Genomic DNA, 7,935 nt, shown 5'->3' with positions numbered 1-7,935 from the left:
CCGCTGGTGTACCAGTTGTTCCGCCAGGAGCACCGCTGGGTAGCCAAGTACGGACGGGATAAGCGCTGAAAGCATCTAAGCGTGAAGCCCCCCTCAAGATGAGATTTCCCAATTCGTAAGACCCCTGGTAGACGACCAGGTCGATAGGTTCGGGGTGGAAGCGCGGCAACGCGTGCAGCTGACGAATACTAATCGGTCGAGGGCTTATCCTACAACACTCAGCTAATCGTTTCCTTTCGCATCCGGTTTTCAAGGCGCAACAAAGCTGCCCGCACCGGCGGGCTTTGTTATGTCGACAAGGCGGCGTAGCTTAGCTGGCTATAGCGTTCGGTTCATACCCGAAAGGTCGGGGGTTCGAGTCCCTCCGCCGCTATATGGAGAGATACCCAAGTGGCTCAAGGGGACCCTCTGCTAAGGGGTTAGACTGCGTAAGCGGTGCGAGGGTTCGAATCCCTCTCTCTCCGCCATCCCTTCATAAGGATGGGATAGCATTAACAATGTGGCGGCGTAGCTCAGCTGGCTAGAGCGTACGGTTCATACCCGTGAGGTCGGGGGTTCGATCCCCTCCGCCGCTACCAACATTCCCAGGGCGCTTAGCTCAGCTGGGAGAGCATCTGCCTTACAAGCAGAGGGTCGGCGGTTCGATCCCGTCAGCGCCCACCATTTAATTTCATATCGTCGCGGGGTGGAGCAGTCCGGTAGCTCGTCGGGCTCATAACCCGAAGGTCGTAGGTTCAAATCCTGCCCCCGCAACCAATTTTCCAACGCGGAGCCGTGGTGTAGAGGCCTAACATGCCTGCCTGTCACGCAGGAGACCGCGGGTTCGAATCCCGTCGGCTCCGCCATTTTTCTTCTCAAGGCTTGGTAGCTCAGTCGGTAGAGCAATGGACTGAAAATCCATGTGTCGGCGGTTCGATTCCGTCCCAAGCCACCATTGTTTCATGGAGGATTAGCGAAGTGGCCAAACGCGGGAGACTGTAAATCTCTTCCCTTACGGGTTCGGTGGTTCGAATCCATCATCCTCCACTCTCCATGAGCCATTAGCTCAGTCGGTAGAGCACCTGACTTTTAATCAGGGTGTCGAAGGTTCGAGTCCTTCATGGCTCACCAGTGTTATTCTATCGACGATCAACGAACGTTCTTCCTCCGGGAGAACGTTTTTTTGTTTTCCCAGGCAGGCGTCAAAGAAAAACCCAATCGGCGTTATACGCCGGTTGGGGTTTTCAAGTTTTCGTAGCCGTCGACGAGCAAGTCCAGCTTGCCTGTTTCCGGATGAATGATCAAGCCGTGTACCGGCGTGCCGGCCGGAAGCAGCGGATGATTTTTAATAATTTCCACGCTCTTCATGACGCCCTGCGTAACGTTGTCGAAGCCGGTCAACCAGCGCTCCAAGTCGATGCCCGAATGGCGAAGCGTATCGACGGTGTTTTCGGCGACGCCGCTCGCCTTCGCTTTCTCGAGAATATTCGAAGCGTTAAGACCGGTCATGCCGCATTCGTGGTGGCCGACGACGTACACTTCTTTCGCGTTCAGCTCATACAAGGCAACCAAGATGCTGCGCATGATGTTGCCGAACGGCTGCGTGACGATCGCTCCCGCGTTGCGAATAATTTTGGCGTCGCCGTTGCGCAGGTTCATCGCTCTCGGCAGCAAGTCGATCAAGCGAGTGTCCATGCATGTCAGGACGACCATCTTTTTGTCGGGAAACTTCGTCGTAAGAAACTCTTCGTACTTTTTCTCTTCTACGAATTCGCGGTTGTACTCCAAAATAGATTGCAAGCTAGTCATCAGTACACTCCCCTTCCCAACAGTATATTATACCTGATTCGAAGCCGATGCGCCATTGGGGATCGAAGAGGGGAACGTTAACGCGGCGCATGGAATAGCGGCGATGGACCGATGCGACTGCAGGCGTTCGTCGATCCAGGATTGTATGTCGTAGACAGGCCGTACGCCGAGCAGGACGGCGAGCGGCTCAGGGATGTCGGAATGCAGGTGCACGTTATGGCGCTGCGTCACCCGATGGAGCAAGCGCAGCTTGTGCGCGCCGAGCACGAACCGTTCGTCGAGCTCGCGAATCGCTCTAGCCCGGTCGACATGAGTTTCGGCCCACGTCTGGAACACCCCGTTGCCGTATATTTCTTCGCAGCGAGCGATCAGCAAGACGTCTCCCCCCGGTTCGGCGAAGCCGGCTGCGTTCTCGAGCGATTTGATCGCCTGGTACAATTGCATATCTTTCGGATGTCCGCCGGCGGAGGCGACGACGACATCGTAACGGCGGCGGACGGGGATAAGAAACTGGCGCCTTGCGAAGCGGACGCCTTCCCGGTGCGCCTCCGACGGGTCTCCCGCGAATACCCCCAGCGGTCTTCGAAGGTGGTCCGCGACGACGTTAAAGAGGAAGTGAATCGGCGCCATGGCGCATGCCTCTTCGATATCGCGGTGGAGCGGATTCTCCGCGAAGCCCGGCACGCACCGAAACCGTCGCGACAGCGCATGATGCGCCTCGATGGAGCGGCTCGAAGCGACGCCGGGGAACAGCGCCTTGCCGCCTCCCGATACGCCGACGAGCCGATGCGGCTCGATATTGCCGATCGCGATCCGCAGCTCGGCGTCGAGCACGGCGCGGTTGATCTCGATGCGCGTGCCGAGCGTCGTCGTTCCGATATATCGGCAATCCTCCGGAGCGCTGGAATGATTGAGCACCCGCACTCGCTCGAACGCGTCGCCGGCGATGCGGAGCAGCTCGCGCTCGGTCTGCGAGCGGTGCGTGCCGAGCGCGACGACGACGCGGATGCGGTCGTCGGGAATGCCGCCTTCGTTCAGGGCGTCCAGGGTTAACGGCAGCATGCGCGCCGTCGGGCACAGCCGCGTGAGATCGCTCACGAGGATGACGGCGTCTTTCCGATCGCGGGCGACTTGGGAAAGCGGGGGGCATCCGATCGGCTCGCGCAGCGCTGCCTCAAGCGCTTCATCGATGCGGACGTCGTCGATAGGCGGCGAAGAATAAGCGATAATGTCCGGACGAGCCTGCCGCCAATCGACGGTCAGTTCGTCGTTACCGTATGCGAACCGCACGAAGGCAACAACTCCTTATCGCTCTAATTATTTCCGGTATTCCCTGAAAGCATTCCGGCAAACCTATGCATAACGAAAAGGGGGAATCGTTCTGCGTTACATCATCGCCATGCTCGCCGCGCTCGGAACCGTCCACTGCGTCGTTCCGCCGCTAAGACAGGCGGCGCTGCGGTTCGGCTTCGTCGATCGCCCGTCGCCTCGGAAAATTCATCGCGCGCCGATCCCGCTCATGGGCGGAGTAGCCATGTATGCGGGATGCGCCGCCCTGCTGCTCATGCTGCTCGGGGCGACGCCGCTGACAGGAACGATCGTGCTCGGCGGAGCCGTTCTGGTCGGGATCGGCCTGATCGACGACGCATGCAAAAGCCGGGGCAAGGAATTCCCGGTATGGCCGCGGGTGATCGCTTACGCCGCGGTATCGACGATTCCGCTGTGGTTCGGCATCGAGATCGCGGGCATCCGGATCGGCGGGGACCGCATGTGGATGCTTCCCGACCTGTGGCAAGCGGCGGCCACGATGCTGTGGGTGTTCGCGCTCATCAATATGATGAATTTCATCGACGGCGTCGACGGATTGGCGGCGGGGATCGCGTTCCTGTCGTCGCTGACGCTGTTCGTCGTCTCGCTGCTGAAGGGCCAGCCGTCCACGGCGATTGCGGCGGCCGTCATCGCGGGCGCGGCGCTCGGCTTCCTCATGCACAATTTTTACCCTGCGAAAATTTTCATGGGCGACGCCGGATCGACGTTCCTCGGATATGCGCTGGCCGTCATCGCCGTCGATGGAACGCTGAAAAGCGCCGCCGCTTTGTCGGTATTCGTGCCGCTGCTGGCGCTGGGAGTGCCGATCATGGACACAGCGATCGTGTTCACCAGAAGGCTGCTTGCCGGCAAAGGGCTTCACTGCGCCGATAAAATGCATACGCACCACAGCTTGCTGCATTGGGGATTGACGCAGCGGCAGACGGTGTCGTTCCTCTATCTCGTCGGCGCCGTATTTTCGCTGCTGTCGATCCTCCTGCTCTTAACGGTCGGATAACTGTGTTACAATAAAAAGAAATGCCGACAGATGTGGGGAGACGGACATGGAATTGGAGACGCTGCGGACGAAGCTTGAGGCGATTTTGGACAAAAAGGTGACGGCGCACGAAGCGGCAATTGAACCGGCGCCTGGCATCGAATCGTTCGCCGCGAACGACGGCGTCATAGCCGTGCATGGCGAACTGACGAAAACGGAGAGAGATTTGATCGCGCTGCTAATAGAACAAGGCCGGCGAAGCGAACGCAAGGGGAAGGGCGGGACGTTCGACGAGGAACTCCAGTCCGCGATGCTATCGGCTTGGCTGGTGGAGCGGCTCGATCACGGCGACCATGAAGCGGCGCTGCCGGACGGGCTGGCGCGTTGGCCGAAGCTGGGCGGAGTGAAGCTGCCCTTGCTTCTGTACGGCGAGTACTCGGAGCGCCAAACGTCTGCCGTATACGACGAACTGAAGAAGCTGTTGAAGTCGTTCTTCGAAGCGGACGTCGTGCTCGTCCCGCTGCATGCGAAGGAGTGGCTCATCCTGGCCGACGAGACGCTGCTCTCGCAGGAGCGCGACGGCGAGGAGGAGACGCTCGAAGACGCGATCGCCGCGCTCGCCTCCGGGCTGCAGGATATGGCGGCGAACGAATGGGTCGGCGAATGCCACGTCGCCGCCACGTACCCTGTGTCGCCGGGCACGGCGCTCGTGCAAACCGCCGCGGCGCTGCGCGAAACGGTGGAGCTCGGCCGGGCGTACCGCGTCTCCTCCAACATCCATATGCCGTGGGAGCTCCGGCTCGAGATGCTGCTCGACGCCGCCCCGCGCAAAGCGAAGCTTCGCTTCCTGGAAGGGGTGCTGCGGCGCGCGGAGCCGGCGTTCGAGACGGAGATGCTGCAGACGATCGAGGCGTTCTTCGCGGAAAATTGCAACGTCAGCGATACGGCGAAGCGCTTATATATTCATAGGAATACGCTTTTATACCGGCTGGACAAGTTCAAACAGGAGACGGGCATGGACGTCCGAGACTTCGATCACGCGGTGCTCGTGCGAATCGCGCTGATGTTGTATAAAGTAACGAAAAGGAAATAGTTTTTTTGTAGACCTTGTGCATAGTCGTCCCGCCCACGGTGATGTAGAATGAGGCTATCAAGAAATCAATCGTGTTAAGGGGGACTTAACCATGGCAGGAGTACGCTTGGAACACATTTACAAAAGATACCCGGGATCCGATACGCCTTCCGTATCCGACTTCCACTTGGATATTAAAGATAAGGAATTTTTGGTATTGGTCGGTCCGTCCGGCTGCGGTAAATCGACGACGCTCCGGATGATCGCAGGTCTCGAGGAAATCTCCGAGGGTTCGCTCTACATCGGCGACCGCCTCGTGAACGATGTGGCTCCGAAGGATCGCGACATCGCGATGGTATTCCAGTCCTACGCCCTCTACCCGCACATGAACGTATATCAAAACATGGCTTTCGGTTTGAAGCTCCGTAAGTTCAAGAAAGCCGACATCGACAAGCGCGTCCGCGAAGCGGCGAAAATTCTCGACATCGAGCACCTGCTCGAGCGTAAACCGAAGGCGCTTTCCGGCGGTCAGCGTCAGCGTGTCGCCCTCGGCCGCGCGATCGTCCGCGAACCGCAAGTGTTCCTGATGGACGAACCGCTGTCCAACCTTGACGCGAAGCTGCGCGTACAGATGCGCGCGGAAATCTCCAAGCTGCACAAGCGCCTTGAGACGACCGTCGTATACGTAACGCACGACCAGACGGAAGCAATGACGATGGGCAGCCGGATCGTCGTTATGAAGGACGGCTTCATCCAGCAAGCCGCTACGCCGGAAGAAGTGTACAACTACCCGGTCAACATGTTCGTAGCAGGCTTCATCGGCTCCCCGGCGATGAACTTCATCAGCGGCCGGACGTCCGAAGAGGGCGGCCAAGTTCGCTTCAAGGCGAACGGCGTCGACATCGTGTTCCCGGAAGGCCGCGCGAAAGTGCTTCGCGAGAAGGGCTACGTCGGCAAAGAAGTCGTGTTCGGCATTCGTCCGGAAGACATTCATCAAGAGCCGATCTTCCTTGAAGCGTCCCCGAACAGCATCGTGAACGCGAACGTCGAAGTCGCCGAGAACTTGGGCCACGAAATGTTCCTGTACCTCGCTGGAATCGGCACCGAATCCATCATCGCGCGCGTCGACGGCCGTGCGGGCGTGAAGGAAGGCGCAAACCTCCGCCTCGCGTTCGACATGAACAAGGCGCACGTGTTCGACAAAGAAACGGAAAAGAACGTATTCTTGTAAGATGACCGACGAGAGCCACCCGCAGGGGTGGCTTTTGCTTTTAGAAGAAAATGACCTGTCTTGGTATGCGTCGACAACGTCGCGAGGTATCCTAAAACAGGAGGTATCTGCGTGAAAGCTGCGATCGTCTCCTTTTTAGTATTGTGTGGCGTCGGAGTGTTTTTGATCGCTTTGCCCGACGAGGGACCGCGTCTATTCGCCTTTAGCGAGGCGCACGGTCCCGGGGTCGTCGACGGGGTCGGGATCGTTCTCGTCTTGGCCGGTTGGTCCGTACTGGCAGCTGCCATGTGGAAGCGGCGCAAGGCCGTTACGCGCTATAACGGCACAGCGGCGTTCAACGCCGGAATGCTCGCCGTCGGGCTCGGATACGGATTGATCATCGCCTCGGTCGTTTCGGATTTCTCGCTGTGGTGGCTCGTAGGGATCGGAATTGTCGCTCTCATCCATACAGCATGCCTTATAGTGATGACGAGAAAAGGGTTATAATCGGAGCCGACGATTGCCGTCGGCTTTTTCTTATGAGGAAGAACGGTTGATTTCCGTATCCCGTTACGTGTACGATGGGAAATGAAGTCAACTGCGTAGGGAGACGTTCATATATGGCGAAAAAGGTGAAAGCCGCCGATTTGGTCAAGCAGTTCGGTTTGGAAGTGCTTGCCGGCGAAGATGGATTGAAAAGGCCTATCACTGTAGCCGACTTGCACCGGCCGGGATTGGTGCTCGCGGGGTATTCTAACTATTATGCGAAGGAACGGGTGCAGCTGCTCGGCGTGACAGAGATGTCGTTCTTCGAGACGCTGCCGGAAGGAACGCGCCGGGAACGGGCGGAGGTGCTGTGCCAAGAGGACACGCCTTGTTTGGTCGTGACGCGCGGCCTCGACGTGCCGGCGGAGCTGCTGAACGCCGCGGAGGCTCACCATATTCCGCTGCTGCGCAGCCCGATGCCGACGACGACGATCGCAAGCCGCATCACGGGCTTCCTGGAGAATCGATTGGCGCCGTCGACGACGATTCACGGGGTGCTCGTGGACATTTACGGCGTAGGCATGCTCATCACGGGCTCCAGCGGCATCGGGAAAAGCGAAACCGCGCTCGAGCTGGTCAAGCGCGGTCACCGGCTCGTCGCGGACGACGCGGTCGAAATTCGCCAAACGGCGGACAACGAGCTGCACGGCAACGCGCCGGATTTGATTCGGCATTTGCTCGAAATTCGCGGCCTTGGCATCATCAACGTGATGACGCTGTTCGGCGCGGGCGCGGTGCGCAACTATAAGAAAATTTCCGTCGTCGCCCGGCTCGAGAATTGGCAGCAGGACAAACAATACGATCGGCTCGGCCTCGACGAAGAGAAGACGCGCATCATCGATACGGATTTGCCGCTCGTGACGATTCCGGTCCGTCCGGGACGGAACCTCGCGGTCATCATCGAGGTGGCGGCGATGAATTACCGCCTGAAGCGGATGGGCTACAACGCGGCGCAGCAATTCACGAACCGTCTGACGGAAACGATCGCGGAAGATTACGACGAGGTCGAATAAC

Annotated in this window: 7 protein-coding genes, 9 tRNA genes and 1 rRNA gene; 15 read left to right on the top strand and 2 right to left on the bottom strand. The window is 58.9% G+C overall.

The annotated features are described in order from the left end of the window. From VE009_RS18910 to VE009_RS18865, 10 genes are all read left to right on the top strand, one after another. A 23S ribosomal RNA gene (locus tag VE009_RS18910) occupies positions 1-212 on the top strand; the annotation flags it as partial. An 87-nt stretch (positions 213-299) separates the two neighbouring features. Beyond that, positions 300-373: transfer RNA gene (locus tag VE009_RS18905), tRNA-Met, on the top strand. A 3-nt stretch (positions 374-376) separates the two neighbouring features. Then, positions 377-467 (top strand) — tRNA-Ser (locus VE009_RS18900). 34 nt (positions 468-501) lie between these two features. Beyond that, positions 502-578, top strand: a tRNA-Met gene (locus tag VE009_RS18895). Positions 579-587: 9 nt separating this feature from the next. Continuing rightward, positions 588-663: transfer RNA gene (locus VE009_RS18890), tRNA-Val, on the top strand. A 16-nt stretch (positions 664-679) separates the two neighbouring features. Then, a tRNA-Met gene (locus tag VE009_RS18885) sits at positions 680-756 on the top strand. A gap of 12 nt (positions 757-768) precedes the next feature. Further along, positions 769-845: transfer RNA gene (locus tag VE009_RS18880), tRNA-Asp, on the top strand. A 13-nt stretch (positions 846-858) separates the two neighbouring features. Continuing rightward, positions 859-934, top strand: a tRNA-Phe gene (locus VE009_RS18875). 9 nt (positions 935-943) lie between these two features. Further along, positions 944-1,026, top strand: a tRNA-Tyr gene (locus tag VE009_RS18870). An 8-nt stretch (positions 1,027-1,034) separates the two neighbouring features. Then, positions 1,035-1,110: transfer RNA gene (locus VE009_RS18865), tRNA-Lys, on the top strand. A gap of 93 nt (positions 1,111-1,203) precedes the next feature. On the opposite strand, the gene VE009_RS18860 is transcribed toward VE009_RS18865, so the two are convergent. After that, positions 1,204-1,788 (bottom strand): carbonic anhydrase, encoded by a 585-nt coding sequence (locus tag VE009_RS18860; protein ID WP_325010279.1) that lies wholly within the window; start codon positions 1,786-1,788, stop codon positions 1,204-1,206. Between the two features lie 27 nt (positions 1,789-1,815). Continuing rightward, positions 1,816-3,078: a nickel-dependent lactate racemase gene (gene larA / locus VE009_RS18855; RefSeq protein WP_325010277.1), complete on the bottom strand. Its 1,263-nt coding sequence runs from the start codon at positions 3,076-3,078 to the stop codon at positions 1,816-1,818. Between the two features lie 109 nt (positions 3,079-3,187). Between larA and VE009_RS18850 the strand changes: the two genes are divergently transcribed. The 5 genes from VE009_RS18850 to hprK all read left to right on the top strand — a co-directional run bounded on the left by VE009_RS18850 (position 3,188) and on the right by hprK (position 7,934). Further along, positions 3,188-4,114 (top strand): MraY family glycosyltransferase, encoded by a 927-nt coding sequence (locus VE009_RS18850; RefSeq protein ID WP_325010275.1) that lies wholly within the window; start codon positions 3,188-3,190, stop codon positions 4,112-4,114. 46 nt (positions 4,115-4,160) lie between these two features. Beyond that, entirely contained in the window at positions 4,161-5,186 is a 1,026-nt protein-coding gene (locus tag VE009_RS18845; protein WP_325010273.1) for a PucR family transcriptional regulator, read from the top strand. A 91-nt stretch (positions 5,187-5,277) separates the two neighbouring features. Further along, positions 5,278-6,396 (top strand): sn-glycerol-3-phosphate ABC transporter ATP-binding protein UgpC, encoded by a 1,119-nt coding sequence (locus tag VE009_RS18840; RefSeq protein WP_325010271.1) that lies wholly within the window; start codon positions 5,278-5,280, stop codon positions 6,394-6,396. Between the two features lie 111 nt (positions 6,397-6,507). After that, the gene (locus VE009_RS18835) at positions 6,508-6,882 is read left to right on the top strand and encodes a hypothetical protein (RefSeq protein ID WP_325010270.1); all 375 of its coding nucleotides are present in this window, start codon (positions 6,508-6,510) and stop codon (positions 6,880-6,882) included. 113 nt (positions 6,883-6,995) lie between these two features. Continuing rightward, entirely contained in the window at positions 6,996-7,934 is a 939-nt protein-coding gene (gene hprK / locus VE009_RS18830; RefSeq protein WP_325010268.1) for an HPr(Ser) kinase/phosphatase, read from the top strand. Position 7,935: the final 1 nt, after the last annotated feature.

This window comes from Paenibacillus sp., assembly GCF_035645195.1.
Lineage (GTDB): Bacteria > Bacillota > Bacilli > Paenibacillales > YIM-B00363 > Paenibacillus_AE.
Note: the sequence above shows the minus strand (reverse complement) of the source record. Positions and strands in the feature narration are given on the sequence as shown.